The 14,440-nt window shown below is 64.0% G+C and carries 14 protein-coding genes; 7 read left to right on the top strand and 7 right to left on the bottom strand.

The annotated features are described in order from the left end of the window. Positions 1-90: 90 nt before the first annotated feature. Both secG and tpiA read right to left on the bottom strand, forming a co-directional pair. Complete coding sequence (gene secG, locus DEVEQU_RS18115; protein ID WP_164550479.1) at positions 91-528, bottom strand: preprotein translocase subunit SecG; 438 nt, start codon at positions 526-528, stop codon at positions 91-93. Positions 529-735: 207 nt separating this feature from the next. Beyond that, positions 736-1,488 (bottom strand): triose-phosphate isomerase, encoded by a 753-nt coding sequence (gene tpiA / locus DEVEQU_RS18110; protein WP_206437885.1) that lies wholly within the window; start codon positions 1,486-1,488, stop codon positions 736-738. Between the two features lie 123 nt (positions 1,489-1,611). Here tpiA and DEVEQU_RS18105 point away from each other — a divergent pair, with 123 nt between their 5' ends. The 7 genes from DEVEQU_RS18105 (at position 1,612) to DEVEQU_RS18075 (ending at position 9,319) form a co-directional block, all read left to right on the top strand. Then, positions 1,612-3,483: a peptidylprolyl isomerase gene (locus tag DEVEQU_RS18105; protein ID WP_126152002.1), complete on the top strand. Its 1,872-nt coding sequence runs from the start codon at positions 1,612-1,614 to the stop codon at positions 3,481-3,483. Positions 3,484-3,516: 33 nt separating this feature from the next. Further along, the gene (gene trpE / locus DEVEQU_RS18100; protein WP_126152001.1) at positions 3,517-5,025 is read left to right on the top strand and encodes an anthranilate synthase component I; all 1,509 of its coding nucleotides are present in this window, start codon (positions 3,517-3,519) and stop codon (positions 5,023-5,025) included. A 185-nt stretch (positions 5,026-5,210) separates the two neighbouring features. Then, a complete protein-coding gene (locus DEVEQU_RS18095; protein ID WP_126152000.1) occupies positions 5,211-5,810 on the top strand; it encodes an anthranilate synthase component II in 600 nt (199 codons plus the stop codon). Next, on the top strand, positions 5,807-6,829 hold the full coding sequence (trpD, locus tag DEVEQU_RS18090) for an anthranilate phosphoribosyltransferase (RefSeq protein WP_206437884.1): 1,023 nt from the start codon (positions 5,807-5,809) through the stop codon (positions 6,827-6,829). Before DEVEQU_RS18095 ends, trpD begins: the two co-directional genes overlap by 4 nt. Continuing rightward, positions 6,826-7,638 carry an indole-3-glycerol phosphate synthase TrpC gene (gene trpC / locus DEVEQU_RS18085; protein ID WP_126151998.1) on the top strand — a complete coding sequence of 271 codons (813 nt, stop codon included), beginning with the start codon at positions 6,826-6,828 and terminating at the stop codon, positions 7,636-7,638. The genes trpD and trpC overlap by 4 nt, the downstream gene beginning before the upstream one ends. Then, positions 7,638-8,120 carry a cyclic pyranopterin monophosphate synthase MoaC gene (gene moaC, locus DEVEQU_RS18080; RefSeq protein ID WP_126151997.1) on the top strand — a complete coding sequence of 161 codons (483 nt, stop codon included), beginning with the start codon at positions 7,638-7,640 and terminating at the stop codon, positions 8,118-8,120. Before trpC ends, moaC begins: the two co-directional genes overlap by 1 nt. After that, positions 8,117-9,319, top strand: a complete 1,203-nt coding sequence (locus DEVEQU_RS18075) for a molybdopterin molybdotransferase MoeA (RefSeq protein ID WP_126151996.1) — start codon at positions 8,117-8,119, stop codon at positions 9,317-9,319. Before moaC ends, DEVEQU_RS18075 begins: the two co-directional genes overlap by 4 nt. A 206-nt stretch (positions 9,320-9,525) precedes the next feature. On the opposite strand, the gene DEVEQU_RS18070 is transcribed toward DEVEQU_RS18075, so the two are convergent. Genes DEVEQU_RS18070 through tmk form a run of 5 tightly spaced genes read right to left on the bottom strand, consistent with a single transcriptional unit; the run spans position 9,526 to position 14,403 of the window. Then, positions 9,526-10,362, bottom strand: coding sequence for an MBL fold metallo-hydrolase (locus DEVEQU_RS18070; RefSeq protein WP_126151995.1), 837 nt, complete (start codon positions 10,360-10,362; stop codon positions 9,526-9,528). Positions 10,363-10,366: 4 nt separating this feature from the next. Then, positions 10,367-11,146, bottom strand: a complete 780-nt coding sequence (locus tag DEVEQU_RS18065; RefSeq protein ID WP_126151994.1) for a TatD family hydrolase — start codon at positions 11,144-11,146, stop codon at positions 10,367-10,369. A gap of 1 nt (position 11,147) precedes the next feature. Next, positions 11,148-12,698: a methionine--tRNA ligase gene (gene metG, locus DEVEQU_RS18060; protein WP_126151993.1), complete on the bottom strand. Its 1,551-nt coding sequence runs from the start codon at positions 12,696-12,698 to the stop codon at positions 11,148-11,150. Next, positions 12,695-13,720 (bottom strand): AAA family ATPase, encoded by a 1,026-nt coding sequence (locus tag DEVEQU_RS18055; protein WP_164550478.1) that lies wholly within the window; start codon positions 13,718-13,720, stop codon positions 12,695-12,697. Before DEVEQU_RS18055 ends, metG begins: the two co-directional genes overlap by 4 nt. Next, the gene (tmk, locus tag DEVEQU_RS18050) at positions 13,717-14,403 is read right to left on the bottom strand and encodes a dTMP kinase (protein WP_126151991.1); all 687 of its coding nucleotides are present in this window, start codon (positions 14,401-14,403) and stop codon (positions 13,717-13,719) included. Before tmk ends, DEVEQU_RS18055 begins: the two co-directional genes overlap by 4 nt. Positions 14,404-14,440: the final 37 nt, after the last annotated feature.

The following is a 14,440-nucleotide window of genomic DNA, read 5'->3' as shown; positions in this document are numbered from 1 at the left end:
ATGAACGATTCGCAGAGCGGGGAGTGCGCTCTACACAAAAAGAAGAAGGGGATGTCGCCATCCCCTTTTCCGGTTACGCCTTGCGGCGGATCAGTTGCCCGTTACCGGGGTCGTCGTCTGGTCCGGCGCCGCAGGCACCGGCAGGTCGCTCGCGCCGGCAGCAGGAGCGCTCGGCGTCGCGTCAGCCGGCAGCGGCAGATCCGAATTGCTCGGCTGCATGGCGTTCAGCGCATCGAGAACGCTGGACGGCGCCGCGCCATCCTGGGTGCCGACGGCCTGATCCAGAATGCTGGAAGTGCCGCGATCCAGTTCGCTGAGAATGGTCAGTCCGATGGCGGATGCGAAGAACAGCGTCGCCAGGATTGCCGTGGTCCGGGTCATCAGATTGGCCGAACCACGCGCCGTGGTCAGGCCGCCGCCACCACCGCCACCAATACCAAGCGCACCACCTTCGGAACGCTGCATCAGGATGACGACGATCAGCGCCAGCACGATCAACAGATAGGCTACAAGCAGAACGTTGGCCATGAAACTTCGTCTTCGTGTCAGGCTGAAACCATCAAGCCGCATGAGCGGAAAATGGCTTCATGTTTATTTTGTCGCGACTTGACGGCCAAAGTGAAAGTATCACTTTCGCCGCATGTGCATCAGGAGATGCGGGGTCATACACCGCTCGAATGGCAAATACCAGTCGGCCACAGCGTTTTTCGCTGCAACCGACCGATCATCGCCGGATCATACGGCGGAGATAATGGTGTAAAAGTCTTTTGCCAAGAGGCTGGCGCCGCCGACGAGCCCGCCATTGACGTGATCGACCGCCAGGATTTCGCGTGCATTCACCGGCTTGAGCGACCCGCCATAGAGAATGCGGATGGTTTCCCCTGCCCCGCCAAAGCGCTGCACCAGACTGTCGCGGATGACGGCATGCATCTGGCGGATGTCGTCGAGGCTGGGGGTGCGGCCGGTGCCGATGGCCCAGATCGGCTCATAGGCGACGATCACTTCATGCTGAGCGGCAGCGTCGGGAATGGAATTGGCCAACTGCTGCACGACGACCGATTCTGCCTCGCCGGCATCGCGCTGCGCCTCGCTTTCGCCTACGCAGATGATGGGCTTGAGACCGGCGCCGATGGCGGCCTCCGCCTTGGTGCGAACATCCCCATCGGATTCGCCGTGATCGGCGCGGCGTTCGGAATGGCCGACAATGACGAATTGCGCGCCGGCATCGGCGAGCATGGGGGCGGAGATGTCGCCGGTATGAGCGCCGGACGCGTCGGTGTGGCAATCCTGGCCGCCGGCCAGAATGCCGCTGGAGGCGCCCTGCGCGGCGACCGCGGCGAGCAATGTTGCGGGTGGGCAGACCACGACGAGGGCGCGCGGCGCCTCCCCGGTGGTCAGCAATCTGGCGAGTTCACTCAGCTCTTCGAGCGAATGGGTCAGCCCATTCATCTTCCAGTTTCCGGCGATTAGCGGTGAGATGGTCGTCAATCTTGCTACTCCTGCCTCTTGCGCCAGAGAGGGCTTTGCCCTAACCCCGGCTGTCGGAATTGTCTTACTAGTCCTGCCGAACCCTTGCGGTAAAGCCCGGGACCTTCAAGTGGAACGCTCAATATGCTCGTTGGTTTGCGTGATTTCTCAAAATCCTGGCCCGGCAAGATCCTCGGGGCATTCCTGCTCGTGGGCGTTGCCGGCTTCGGCATCAACAATGTGATCGCCGATTTCGGCAGCAACACTGTGGCGCGCGTGGGCAATGAGGAAATCACCTCCCGCGAATTTCTGCGGGCCTATCAGAGCCAGATCAACCGCGTCGCCCAGCAGCTCGGCTCGGTGCCGACCGCGGCGCAGGCGGAGAGCTTCGGCATTCCCACCGCCGTCATTCTCGGACTGTCCGAGGGCGCGGCACTTACCAATCTGGCCGATCAGTTCGGCGTCGGCGTTTCCGAGGCCAAGCTCGGCCAGATGCTGCGCCAAGACCCGTCCTTCCAGGGCACGCTGGGCAATTTCGACCCGAGCACCTTCACCCAGGTGCTGCAGATGAGCGGCTGGACCGAGGCCGAGTATTTCAAGGCGCGCGGTGACGAGGCCAAGCGCGAGCAGATCACCAAGTCCCTGTTCGCCGAAAACGCCCTGCCCAAGGTCGGCCTCGACCTGGTCAACAACTATGCGGCGACCAAGCGCACCATCGACTATATCACCCTGACCGACACCAATATCGAGACCCCGGCCGCACCGACCGAGGACGAGCTGGCTGCCTATCTCACCCAGCACCAGAGCGAATTCCGCACCGTGGAAAGCCGTCGCGTGCAGATGCTGGACCTGTCCGTCGCCTCGCTTGCCGCCACCAAGACCATCGACGATGCCGCGATCGCCGCCGAATATGAGCGCGCCAAGGCAACGCTGACCACGCCGGAACGCCGCACCATCGAACAGGTGGCGCTGACCACCGAACAGGTCGCACAGTTCGAGGCCGCAGCCGCTGAAGGCAAGGATTTCGCCACCGCCGTCGCCGAAACCGGCGTTACCCCCACCCCGATTGGCACACTGGCCCAAAGCGAAGTCACCGATGCCGCGCTGGCTGGCGCCGCGTTTGGCCTGCAGCAGGGTGCCTTTACACTTATCGATGGCATTGGGGGCCGCCGCGCCATCCATGTGTCCGAGATCGTCCCTGCCGGCGAACCGACACTGGACGATGCCCGCGACCAGATCCGCAATTCGCTGGCCACGGCCCAGGCCCGCAATGAAATCAACGATGTGCTCGACCAGATCGAGGAACTGCGCGCCGCCTTCCGGCCGCTGACCGAGATTGCCGAGCGCTTCGGCCTGCAGCTCTATGAAGCCGAGGTCACCGCCGCCGGCACCGAACTCTCCGTGCTGCCCAATCTCGCACCGGAAGACCGCTCGCGTGTCAGCCAGGCGATCTTCAAGGCGCAGGATGGCCAATTGATCCCGGCCGTCAGCCTGACCGGCAATGCTCATCTCTGGTTCGACCTCGCCGAGGTGAAACCCGCCCGTGACCAGACCCTAGACGAAGTGCGCGACCAGCTGACCACGCTGATCACCGAGGAGCGCACCAATAACGCACTGCTCGCTCTCTCCAAGGAGCTGGTGGCACGATTGGAAGCCGGCGAGGCCATGGCCGATGTCGCCGTCTCGCTCAATCTCTTCCCGCAGATCAGCACCCCGTTCTCGCGCTTTGGCGCCGATGATGGCAGCATCGACAATGTGATCGCACAGGCCGTGTTTGCCGGCGGGCCTGATCACAAGGGCTCGGCAGTGTCGAGCACCGGCGAATATGTGGTGTTCGACGTGGCCGAGAACACCGCGCCGACCGAACCGCTGGCACCGCAGGCGATCACCAATGTCGAAAACGAGGCCCGCACCGGGCTCTATACCGAATTCGTCGGTGCATTGCGCGACGATGCAGGTCTGCGCATCAACCAGCAGGCCCTGACCCAGCTTCTCACCCTCAATTACGGCCAGTAAAAGCTGGCCGCCCCACCAACCGGAACCTGACCAATGGGCGACGACTTTTCCAAGCGATTTACCGAGCAATACCAAGCCGGAAAGTCGCAGATCGTCTGGCGTCGCGTCGTGGCCGACCTCGAAACTCCGGTGGGGACCTATCTGAAGCTGGCTGCCGGCCGCACCCATTCCTATCTCCTGGAATCGGTGCAGGACGGCACGACGCGCGGCCGCTATTCGATCATCGGCCTCTTGCCGGATCTGCTGATGAAGGTCGTCGACGGCCAGGCGCAGATCAATCGCCAGGCGCAGGTCGATCCGGAAGCCTTCGAGCCCATGGCCGAGAAGCCGCTCGATGCGCTGCGCAGTCTGGTGGCTGAAAGTCAGATCGAGGTACCGCCCGGCCTGCCGCCGCAATCGGCCGGCATCTATGGCTACCTCGGCTATGAAATGGTCCGCTATATGGAGCATTTGCCGACGGACGGCCCAGACGCCCTTGGCACGCCGGAGGCGGTGTTGATGCGCCCCTCGCTGCTGGCGATCTTCGACACGCTCAAGGACGAGCTTTACCTGACGGCGCCGGTCTATGTGCGCGACGGGATTTCCGCCCAGCAGGCACTGGCTTCGGCGGAAAGCCGCATCGACGACGCCATTGCCCGGCTGTCGCGCGCCCTGCCCGCCACCCCGGCCGTTGCCGACCTCGAAGCCATCGCGGTGACAAGCAATACGTCGCGCGACGAGTATTTCGCCATGGTCGCCAAGGCCAAGGACTACATCACCGCCGGCGATATCTTCCAGGTGGTGCTGAGCCAGCGGTTCTCGACCGATTTCACCCTGCCCCCGACTGCACTCTACCGGGCGCTGCGCCGCACCAATCCCAGCCCCTATATGTATTTCCTCGATTTCGGCGATTTTTCCATTGCCGGTTCGAGCCCGGAAATCCTGGTGCGGGTGCAGAATGGCGAAGTGACCATCCGCCCCATCGCCGGCACCCGCAAGCGCGGCTCGACCCCGACGCGGGACCAGGAACTGGCGGCGGAGCTGCTGAGCGATCCCAAGGAACTGGCCGAGCATCTGATGCTGCTCGACCTGGGCCGCAACGATGTGGGTCGCGTGGCCAAGACCGGGACGGTGAAGGTCACCGACAAGTTCTTCCTCGAATATTATTCCCACGTCATGCACATCGTCTCTAATGTGGTGGGCGTGCTGGACCCGCAATATGACTTCGTCGATGCGCTTTCGGCGGGCTTCCCTGCGGGCACCGTATCGGGCGCGCCAAAGGTGCGGGCCATGGAGATCATCGACGAGCTGGAAAAGTCGCGACGCGGCATCTATGGCGGCTGCGTCGGCTATTTCGGCGCCGACGGCACCATGGACACTTGCATCATCCTGCGCACCGGCATCGTCAAGGACGGCAAGCTCTACGTGCAGTCCGGCGCCGGCATCGTTGCCGACAGCCAGCCCGAACTCGAGCAGATGGAATGCGAGAACAAGGCCCGCGCCCTTTTCAGCGCCGCCGAAGAAGCGCTACGCTATGCCGGGGAAGCGGGAGTGGGACAGTGATGGTGGATATTTCGATGAACTATCCGTCGACCGTCATTGCCCGGCTTGACCGGGCAATCCATCTTGGTTGCGGCATGGACTACCGGGTCAAGCCCGGTGGTGACGATAGGGCAATATCGGGTCATCGATGGCAAAGCTGGTTCTGAACGACGTCACCAGAACCCACTCTCCTGAGGCAGGCCCAAATGACCAAGACCCTCGTCATCGATAATTACGACAGCTTTACCTATAACCTCGTCCATTTCCTGGGCGAGCTCGGCGCCGATATCACCGTGCGCCGCAACGACAAGATCACGCTCGAAGAGATCGCCGCCATGGCGCCCGAGGCGATCCTACTTTCGCCCGGCCCCTGCACGCCCAATGAGGCGGGCATATGCCTTTCGGTCATCGACCGCTTCAAGGCGCAGATCCCCATGCTCGGCGTATGCCTGGGTCATCAGGCCATGGGCCAAGCGCTGGGCGGCGAAGTGATCCGGGCGCCGCATCTGGTCCATGGCAAGACCAGCAAGATCAAACATACCGGCAAGGGCATTTTCCGCGGCCTCAATGCCGGCTTCGAGGCAACGCGCTATCACTCGCTGATCGTGCGGGCAGACACGCTGCCCGATGTGCTCGAAGTGACGGCAACGACCGATGATGGGCTGATCATGGGCATGCAGCACAAGACCCTGCCGGTTCACGGGGTGCAGTTCCATCCGGAAAGCATCGCGTCGGAAAACGGCCACGCGCTGCTGCAGAATTTCCTCAACATCGCCCGCGACTTCAACGGAAAGCAGGCCGCGTGATGGATATCAAGCAAGCGCTCAACAAGATCGCGTCCGGCAAAGACCTGACCGGCGAGGAAATGCGCGGCGTTATGCGCATCATCATGAAGGGCGAGGCGACGCAAAGCCAGATCGGCGCCTTCCTCATGGGCATGCGCATCAAGGGCGAAAGCGTCGGTGAAATCGCCGCCGCCGTGTCGATCCTGCGCGAGCAGATGGTCCCTGTCAGCGCGCCCGAGGATGCCATCGATATCGTCGGCACCGGTGGCGATGGCGTCGGCAGCCTCAATATTTCGACGGCCACCGCGCTGGTGGTTGCCTCCGCCGGCGTGCCGGTGGCCAAGCACGGCAACAAGGCACTGTCCTCGCGCTCCGGCTCGTCGCAGGCGCTCGAGGCGCTGGGGGTCAAGCTCGACCTCAACCCCGAGGAGATCGGCCGGACCATTTCCGAAGCCGGCATCGGCTTCATGTTCGCACCCAATCATCACCCGGCCATGCGTCATGTCGGTCCGGCCCGCGCCGAGATCGGGGTGCGCACCCTGTTCAATCTCCTGGGCCCGCAATCCAATCCGGCCGGCGTGCGGCGCTATCTGCTCGGCGTCTATGCGCAGGAATGGGTGGAGCCGGTGGCGGCTGCGCTGCTGGCCAACCGGGCGATCAAGGCCTGGGTCGTACATTCGAGCGAGGGGCTGGACGAGCTTTCCACCTCGGGCCCGAATTTTGTCGCCCAGATCATGGGCGGAGACTTGCGCAGCTTCGAGTTGCATCCCGAGCAGGTCGGCCTCAAGCTGACCGATCCCAAGGACCTTCTGGGCGGCGACCCGGCGGAGAATGCTGCCGCCATTGTTGCCCTGTTCGACGGCGCCCCGGGCGCCTATCGCGAAACCGTGTTGCTCAATGCCGGGGCGGGCCTTTTTGTCGCCGACAAGGTGAGCAGCATAGAAGACGGCATCGCCATGGCGCGCGAAAGCATCGACAGCGGCAAGGCCAAACAGACACTCGCCCGCCTGGTGGCGGCATCGAACGGACGAGCCGAATGAACGATTTTCTCAAGCAGATCGAAGCCTATAAGCGCGAAGAAATCGCCGCGGCAAAAGCCATGCGTCCCTGGGCCGAGGTGGTGGCAGAGGCGCATGACCAGCCAGCGCCGCGCGGTTTTCTGAAGGCGCTCAAGGACAAGCGCGCCAAAGGCGACTATGGCCTGATCGCCGAAGTGAAGAAAGCCAGCCCCTCCAAAGGGCTGATCCGCGCCGATTTCAACCCGGCCCAGATTGCCCGGGACTACGAGACCGGCGGCGCGGCCTGTCTCTCGGTACTGACCGACCGGCCGAGCTTTCAGGGCTCGCCCAGCTATCTGATCGAAGCCCGCGCCGCCACGCGGCTGCCGGTGCTGCGCAAGGACTTCCTGTTCGAAACCTATCAGGTGGCCGAGGCCCGCTCCTGGGGCGCCGACTGCATCCTGATCATTCTCGCCGCTGTCGATGACGACGTGGCGCGCTACCTGCTCGATTCCGCCCAGGAATGGGGCATGGACGCGCTGGTGGAGGTGCATGACCAGGTCGAGCTCGACCGGGCTCTGGGGCTCGATGCCAAATTCATCGGCATCAACAACCGCAACCTGCGCACCTTTGAGACTTCGCTCGAAACCACAGTGCGCCTGTCGGCCGGCCTACCTGCGGACGTGATGCTGGTCAGCGAAAGCGGCATCGTCACCCATGAGCATGTGAAGATGCTGGACGAACGCTGTGGCGTCGGCACCTTCCTCGTGGGTGAAAGCCTGATGCGGCAGGACGATGTGGTGGCGGCCACCCGAGCCTTGCTGATGGGCGCCCCCGAGACCGTGCGCTGATGACCGAGGCGCGCCTGACCCACCTCAATGCGCGGGGCGAGGCCCATATCGTCGATATCGGCGACAAGGCCGTCACTCGCCGCCGCGCCGTGGCACAGGCGCGACTGACCGGACAGCCCGAGACCATCGCCACCATTCTCGGCGGTGGGCTCAAGAAGGGCGATGCCCTGGCCGTCGCGCGCATTGCCGGCATCATGTCGGCCAAGAAGACGTCCGAACTGATCCCGCTCTGCCACCCGATCGCGCTGACCAAGGTCAGCGTTGAGATTGCGGGTGATGGCGAGGGTGCCATCCGCATCGACGCGACGGCTGAGACCACCGGCCAGACCGGAGTGGAAATGGAGGCTCTGGTCGCGGCCTCGACCGCCGCCCTAACGCTTTACGACATGGCCAAGGCCATCGACCGCGCCATGGTGGTGTCGGATATTTGCCTCGTGGAAAAATCGGGCGGCAAGTCCGGCGATTTCGTGCGCCAGCCATGAGCCTCTTGCCCGTCGACGAAGCGCTCAGGGCCATTCTGGCGCGTGTGCCTGACGTGGTGCCGGAAGCGGTAGCGCTGAACCAGGCTGCGGGCCGCGTGCTCGCTGCCGATGTCATCGCCCAGCACGACCAGCCGCCTTTCGACGCCAGCGCCATGGACGGCTACGCCATGCGCGCCGCCGACGTGAGCGAGGGCGTTTGGCTCAAGGTCATCGGCATGTCGCAGGCCGGCGCCGGTTTTGCCGGGACGGTGGGCCCCGGCGAAGCCGTGCGCATCTTTACCGGAGCGCCGGTTCCAGCCGGAGCCGATACGGTGATCATGCAGGAAGAGGCGGTGCGCGAGGGCGACATGGTGCGCTTTACGGCCCCTGCCCGGCCCGGCCACAGCGTGCGCCCCAGGGGCAATGATTTCGCCACCGGACAGATGCTGATCGAGCGCGGAACGCGGCTGACACCGATGCAGATTTCGGTTGCGGCTGCGGCCAACTATCCGGCCCTCAGCGTTGCCACACGTCCGCGCATCGCGCTGGTGGCCACGGGCGACGAACTGGTGCTGCCCGGCCAGGCGCTGGGACCGGACCAGATCGTGGCGTCCAACAGCTTTGGCCTGGCCGCAATGTTGGCGCCCTATGCCGCCGAGGTGCGGGATCACGGCATTATTGCCGATGACGCGGAAACACTGCGCTCGAGGCTCGCGGCGGTGTTCGCCGACGCGCCCGATATCGTGGTGACCACCGGCGGCGCCTCGGTGGGCGAACATGACCTGGTGCAGGACGTGCTCAAGCAATTGGGCGTGACGCTGGATTTCTGGCGCATCAATATGCGGCCGGGAAAGCCGCTGATGTTCGGCATGCATGGCAAGACGCTGGTGTTCGGGCTGCCGGGCAATCCGGTTTCGGCCATGGTGACGGCGCAGGTTTTCATCAAGCCGGCGCTGCGCCGCTGGCAGGGTGCCGCCGAACCGACGCCCTGGCGCCTGCCGCTGGCCGGGCCGACACCGGCCAATACGGCGCGCCGGCATTTCATGCGGGCGCAATTGCTGCACATGCCGACCGGGCCCGAATTGCTGCCGATTTCCCAGACCGATAGCGGGCATACCTCGTCGCTGGCGCATGCGGATATGCTGATCGTGCAGCCGGAGCATGATCCGGGGCAAGCGGTGGGCGCGCTGGTGGATGCGCTGCCGCTGGATGGGTTTTGAGGGGGCTATGCCGTTCCGCCCTCGGGCTCGACCTGAGGGCTGCTAGATCCCCGGCCCTCCCCTCAAGGGGGGGGCGATAGAGCCGCATCAACCAGAACGTGAGAGGCTCTAACCGCGACGTTAAATGAGGCCTGTGATTCTCCGACAGGCCCTCGGGTCAAGCCCGAGGGCGGCGCGGTGAGAGTGGGTGGCGCGTACGCCCACCCCTACCGGTTCAAGATTTCTCCACTCAGTACATCGATCTGCATGCCGTCGAAGGCCGGGGTGACATTGGCGGGCGTCTCGGCTTCGGTGCGGGCGTAGTCGAGGTCGATGTGCATGTCGGTGAGCACGGCCTGGCGCGGCTGGAAGCGGGCGATGAGGTCGAGGCTTTCCGGCAGGCTCAGATGGCTTGGATGCGGAGTCGGGCGGAGGGCGTCGAGCACCCAGAGCGACAGCCCGGAAATGGCGGCATGCGATTGTTCGGGAAAGCCCGAGAGATCGCAGCTATAGGCGAAATCGGCGACGCGGAAGCCCAGCGAATTGATATCGCCATGCAGTTGCAGGAAGGCGCTGATATCGAGCGTGCCGCCCGGGCCAGTCACCGAAATGGTGTCGCCGGCGGCGATTTCGTGGGCATTGAGAATGGGCGGATAAGAACTGCCCGCCGGGGTGGTGAAGCAATAGCCGAAGGCCTCGCGGATGCGGGCACCGCATTCGGGCGTGAAATAGACATCGACCCGCTTGCGGTTGAGCAGCGCCAGAACCCGCAAATCGTCGATGCCGTGGGTATGGTCGGCGTGCTCATGGGTGTAGAATACGGCGTCGACCCGGTTGACCGCCATGTCGAGCAATTGTTCGCGCAGGTCGACCCCGGTGTCGATCAGGATACGGGTGGGTTCCGCCTCGCCGTCGCGCCAGCCTTCGATCAGCAGCGCGCAGCGGCGACGGCGATTGCGCGGCTCGTCGGGATCGCAAATGCCCCAATCATTGCCGATGCGCGGCACGCCGCCGGACGAACCGCAGCCGAGAATGGTGGCGATGATGCGATCCGGCGCGGCCATGGCCTTACTTCACGCCGGACTTGGCAAACAGCCGCCCAAAATTGGCGGTGCTTTCGCGACCGACCTGCTCAAGCGTGACGCCGCGAATTTCGGCGACCTTTTCGGCCGTGTGGCGGACGAAGCTCGGCTCGTTGGACTGGCCACGATGCGGAATGGGCGCGAGATAAGGTGCGTCGGTTTCGACCAGATAGCGATCGGCCGGCACCATGGCCGCGACGTCCTGAATTTCCTTGGCATTCTTGAAGGTGATGATGCCGGAAAAGGAGATGTAGCCACCGAGCGCCAGCGCGCGCTGCGCCAGGTCCATGCCGGCGGTGAAGCAATGGAGCACGAAGGGGAAGGCCCCCTGCCCGGTCTCTTCTTCGAGGATGGCGGCCATGTCGTCATCGGCCTGGCGGCTGTGGATAACCAGTGGAAGACGGGTGATCCGCGCGGCGGCGATGTGCCGGCGCAGTCCGATCTCCTGCGCCTCGCGCGGAGCATTGTCGTAGAAGTAGTCAAGGCCCGCTTCGCCGATGGCAATGCAGCGCGGATGGGCACTTAGCCGGACCAGATCTTCGGTCTGAATGTGCAGTTCCTGATCGGCATTGTGCGGATGCGTGCCGACCGAGCACCAGACGTTCGGGAAACGTTCCGCGATATCGGCATAGGTGGAAAACTTATCCACCCATGTGGATATCGTCACCATGCCGGTGACCCCTGCCGCAGCAGCGCGCGCCATGACGCCTTCGATATCGGCAGCGAGCGCCTCGAAGTCGAGATGGCAATGACTATCGATCAGCATCTTATTCCGCCGGCTTTTCGAGACGGGCAAAGACGCCCTGCGGCACGGGCAATTCGGTGCCGGGGACCAAAGCATTGACCGCGGCCGCATCGGCCAGGCTGCGCTGGTCGGCGGGCACCATCAGCTGGTCGAGCAGGCGCGCGGCGGAGGCCGGCACGAAGGCCTGCATCGGGATGGCGAGGCGGCGAACGGTGTCGGCGGTGATATAGAGAACCGTGGCCATGCGAGCCGGATCGGTCTTCTTCAACGCCCAGGGCTCCTGGCCGGCAAAGTAGTTATTGGCCGAGCTCAGCGCCGCGATGATGGCGCCGGTGGCCTCATGCACCAATTGCTGGTCCATGGCCTGCTGCGCCGCAGCCAGTGCCTCGGTGACCTCGGCGATGATGGCATTGTCGGCCTCGGTGAGCGCCCCGAATACGGGCACCTGGGCCTCGCAGTTCTTGTTGATCATCGACAGCGAACGCTGGGCGAGATTGCCAAGATTATTGGCCAGGTCGGCATTGACGCGATTGACCAGCTTTTCGTTGGAATAATCGCCGTCATTGCCGAAGGAGACTTCGCGCAGGAAGAAATAGCGGATGGCGTCGGGGCCGAAGGTTTCGACCAGATGGAACGGGTCGATGACATTGCCCAGCGACTTGCTCATCTTCTGGCCGTCGACGGTGAGGAAACCGTGGGCGAAGACGCGATGCTGCACCGGCAGGCCGGCGCTCATCAGGAAAGCGGGCCAATAGACGGTGTGGAAGCGGATGATGTCCTTGCCGATAACGTGCAGGTCAGCTGGCCAGAACTTCTTGAACAGTTCGCTCTGCTCGTCCGGATAGCCGACGCCGGTAATGTAATTGGTGAGCGCATCGACCCACACATACATCACATGGCCCTCGGCGCCGGGGACCGGAATGCCCCAGTCGAAGGTGGTGCGGGAGACCGAAAGGTCCTGCAATCCGCCCTTCACGAAGGAGATGATCTCGTTGCGGCGCTCCTTGGGGGCGATGAAATCGGGATTGGCCTCGTAGAGATCGAGCAGCTTCTGGGTATAGGCGGAGAGACGGAAGAAATAGGTCGGCTCTTCGACCCACTCGACCTCGGCGCCGGAGGGGGCAAAACGCTTGCCGTCCTTTTCAGTCAGCTCGTCCTCGTCGAAATAGGCCTCGTCGCGCACCGAGTACCAGCCCTTATAGGTGGACTCGAAGATATCGCCATTGTGGCTGTCGGCCATCTTTTTCCAGATGGCCTGCGACGCCTCATGGTGGCGCTGCTCGGTGGTGCGAATGAAGTCGTCATTGGAAAGATTGAGCGCCGCGGCGAGCTTGCGGAACTCGCCAGCATTGCGATCGGCCAGTTCGCGCACCGGAATGCCTTCCCTGGCGGCGGTCTGCACCATCTTAATGCCATGCTCGTCGGTGCCGGTCAGGAAATAGACCTCGCGGCCTTCCAGACGCTTCCAACGCGCGATGGCGTCGGTGGCGATCATCTCATAGGCATGCCCGATATGGGGGGCGCCATTGGGATAGGAAATCGCGGTGGTGACGTAAAAGGGCTTGGCGGTCATGCTGGCTCAACGGGAACGGCGGAAATGGCGCAGTGCTTCCTTATGGCGTCGAAAATAACCGCCAGCGTCTGCTTCATGTCGAGATTGACGCTGTCGGCTTCGCCCAGAAGTGCGCTGGCCTTGTCCCATAGGTCAGTGGCGGAGGCAAGACGCCTGCGATCCACACCGGCAATGGCAGCCTCGCGCATTTCGGTGGCCATCCAATCGGCGAGGATTTCGCGGGCAAAGGACATGTCGGTGCCCTGCGCGTCGCTGCCCAATGCATCGGCCAGTTGCAGATGCACGGCATTGGGCATGGCGAGCGGATCTTGCAGCCAGGCCAGCAATGCTCCGACCGGCGAGGCCTCCGAGAGCGCCAGGGTTTCAAAGGCACGGCGCGGCCGGCCACCGGCCAGCTGCACGGCGCGGTCGAGCGTCTCGGCATCGAGATCGGCAACGCTGGCGGCCACGAGATCGCGCACCTGACCGCCGGCCAGCGGCCGCAGCGCCAGATTGTGGCAGCGCGACTTGATGGTGGGCAGAAGCGAGCCGGGGCGATGGGAAATAAGGAAAAATGTGGTGTCGGCCGGCGGCTCTTCCAGCGTCTTCAGCAGCGCATTGGCGGCGGACGGGTTGCAGTCATCGATGGAGTCGAGAATGGCGATGCGGTGGCCGGCCCGGCCGCGCGTATGGTGCAGCGCGTCCCGCAGTTCGCGCACATCCTCGACGCGGATGACGGTGTAGTAGCCCTTGGCGTCCTTGGGACGGCGGCGCAGCACCGAGAGATTGGGATGGGACATGGCCTGCACCTGCTCGCGCACGCGGTGCGCGGGCTCGTCGCCGGTGGTCGTGAGGATGGTGGCGGCCAGTTCGAACGCCAAGGTCGCCTTGCCGATGCCCTGCGGCCCATGCAGCATGATGGCGCCGGGCAGATGCCCCTCGCCCAACTGCGCCAGAATGGCCTGGCGGGCGGCATCGTGGCCAATGGCCAATTGCCGCTGTTCGGGCAGCGGCAGGTCAGGAAGCGCCGTGGGATCGGTCACGCCGCGGGCCCGTCGGATAGTTCGGGGAAGCGGTCGGTGACCAGCTCCCAGATCGCTTGCTCGATCGCGTCTTCGCTCTGATTGGCGGAGATGACGTAGCAGCGGTCGCGATTGTTGCGGGCGATATCAATGAAATTCTGGCGCAGCCGCTTGTGCCAGTCGAGCTCTTCCTTCTCGAAGCGGTCGCCGGTAAGCGCCAGCCCGTCTTCGACGGCGCGCTGGGCGACGCGCTGGAAGGCGATTTCGGGGTCCATGTCGAGCACGATGGTGAGATCGGGCGTGTGGCCGTCAAGCGCCAGCACTTCGAGCGCGTCGATGAGAGTGTCGTCGACCCCGCCAGTCAGGCCCTGATAGGCGCGGGTCGAGTCGCAAAAGCGATCCGAGATCACCCAGGTGCCCTTGGCCAGGTTTGGGGCGATCAACTGGTTGACATGGTCGAGGCGCGCGGCAGCAAAGAGCACGGCTTCGGCGCCGGCGCCCCAGGCTTCCGAGCGCCCCTGCAGGATGAAGGAGCGGATGGCTTCGGCCTTGGGCGTGCCACCGGGCTCGCGCGTGCGCACGGCGCTGATGGAATGGCGATCCAGATTGACCAGCAAGCGACGCACCTGCGTCGACTTGCCGACGCCTTCCCCACCTTCAAAGGTGATGAACCGGGCCGGGTGGCGGTGTGGCGATTCAAGCATTGGCAGGCTGATTCCTTGGTCGCTTTCCTTTTAGGTC

Source organism: Devosia equisanguinis (assembly GCF_900631955.1).
In the GTDB taxonomy this organism is placed as follows: Bacteria; Pseudomonadota; Alphaproteobacteria; order Rhizobiales; family Devosiaceae; genus Devosia; species Devosia equisanguinis.
The sequence above is the reverse complement of the archived record's forward strand: the minus strand, read 5'-3'. Positions and strand labels throughout refer to the sequence as shown.

Coding starts and splice junctions, on each gene's coding strand:
- secG (WP_164550479.1), bottom strand. CDS start 528: ATGGCCAACGTTCTGCTTGTAGCCTATCTGTTGATCGTGCTGGCGCTG.
- DEVEQU_RS18105 (WP_126152002.1), top strand. CDS start 1,612: ATGCTCGTTGGTTTGCGTGATTTCTCAAAATCCTGGCCCGGCAAGATC.
- trpE (WP_126152001.1), top strand. CDS start 3,517: ATGGGCGACGACTTTTCCAAGCGATTTACCGAGCAATACCAAGCCGGA.
- DEVEQU_RS18095 (WP_126152000.1), top strand. CDS start 5,211: ATGACCAAGACCCTCGTCATCGATAATTACGACAGCTTTACCTATAAC.
- trpC (WP_126151998.1), top strand. CDS start 6,826: ATGAACGATTTTCTCAAGCAGATCGAAGCCTATAAGCGCGAAGAAATC.
- moaC (WP_126151997.1), top strand. CDS start 7,638: ATGACCGAGGCGCGCCTGACCCACCTCAATGCGCGGGGCGAGGCCCAT.
- DEVEQU_RS18075 (WP_126151996.1), top strand. CDS start 8,117: ATGAGCCTCTTGCCCGTCGACGAAGCGCTCAGGGCCATTCTGGCGCGT.
- DEVEQU_RS18070 (WP_126151995.1), bottom strand. CDS start 10,362: ATGGCCGCGCCGGATCGCATCATCGCCACCATTCTCGGCTGCGGTTCG.
- DEVEQU_RS18065 (WP_126151994.1), bottom strand. CDS start 11,146: ATGCTGATCGATAGTCATTGCCATCTCGACTTCGAGGCGCTCGCTGCC.
- metG (WP_126151993.1), bottom strand. CDS start 12,698: ATGACCGCCAAGCCCTTTTACGTCACCACCGCGATTTCCTATCCCAAT.
- tmk (WP_126151991.1), bottom strand. CDS start 14,403: ATGCTTGAATCGCCACACCGCCACCCGGCCCGGTTCATCACCTTTGAA.